Here is a 1,138-nt window from a genome sequence, read left to right on the forward strand (position 1 = left end):
GGAGAGCACCATGTGCTGGACCATGTGCACCGACAGCAGCGCCGTGTCGTACGCGTGCAGGCCGCTGACGGTGACCGCCGCGATGCCGCCGAGGCCGGGGCCGAGGAAGAAGACGGTCCGGGCGACCGGCCACCGGTCGCCGCGCAGCCGCAGCCGGTGGACCCCGTAGAGGTAGACGCCGGCGGCCAGCACCAGGCCGACGGCGAGCCAGCTGTCCAGCTTCGTCTCGGTGAACACCGAGGTCACGGTGAACGGCGGCGGGACGGCCGCGGTCGCCGCCGGCGCGGCGACGGCGGCTGCGGCGGAGATCGGATCGGCGTGCAGCACGCTTTTCAGCCTAGGTCAGGCGAACCGGACTGCCCCGATCGGGCTGTGGATGCCACGGGTTTGGCCCCCCGCTGATCGCCGGCCCCGGTCAAGGGCAATAATGACCGCGTGACTGCGGCCCCAGCCATTGACAAGAGCCGGATCCACTCCCTGACCCGACCCAACATGGTCAGCGTCGGGACGATCGTGTGGCTCTCCAGCGAACTCATGTTCTTCGCGGCGCTGTTCGCGATGTACTTCTCCATCCGCGCGGCGGCACCGGAGCAGTGGGCGGAACACACCGTGCACCTCAACATCCCCTACGCGACCACCTTCACGGTGATCCTGGTGTTGTCGTCGGTGACCTGCCAGCTCGGTGTCTTCGCCGCGGAGAAGGGTGACGTCCACGCGCTGCGGCGCTGGTTCACGATCACCTTCGTGATGGGCCTGATCTTCGTCCTCGGCCAGCTCAACGAGTACCGCGAGCTGGTGCACGAGGGCATCAAGATCAACAAAGACGGTTACGGGTCGATGTTCTACCTGACCACCGGCTTCCACGGCCTGCACGTGGCCGGCGGTCTGGTCGCCTTCGTCATCTTCATGATCCGCACCACCATGGGCCGGTTCACACCGGCGCAGGCCACGTCGGCGATCGTCGTGTCCTACTACTGGCACTTCGTCGACGTCGTGTGGATCGGGCTCTACGCCATGATCTACTGGCTTCAGTGATCTTGGCGCGTCACGAACCGCGCCGCTGCTCCGTCCCCTGAGACAAGGTCCAACCGGTTAAGGACACAGGTCATGACTTCTGACAACGACCGCCGACGCGGTC

General features: G+C 66.5%; 2 protein-coding genes. One reads left to right on the forward strand and one right to left on the reverse strand.

The window, feature by feature from the left end:
* The coding region (locus tag AB0B91_RS66370; protein WP_358343329.1) for a cytochrome c oxidase assembly protein at nt 1-327 on the reverse strand (327 nt) is incomplete at its 3' end.
* 165 nt (nt 328-492) lie between these two features.
* On the opposite strand from AB0B91_RS66370, the gene AB0B91_RS66375 reads away from it, so the two are divergent.
* Complete coding sequence (locus tag AB0B91_RS66375; protein ID WP_358343331.1) at nt 493-1,035, forward strand: heme-copper oxidase subunit III; 543 nt, start codon at nt 493-495, stop codon at nt 1,033-1,035.
* Nucleotides 1,036-1,138: the final 103 nt, after the last annotated feature.

The sequence above is a fragment of the Nonomuraea sp. NPDC049141 genome, from assembly GCF_040648415.1.
Taxonomy (GTDB): domain Bacteria; phylum Actinomycetota; class Actinomycetes; order Streptosporangiales; family Streptosporangiaceae; genus Nonomuraea.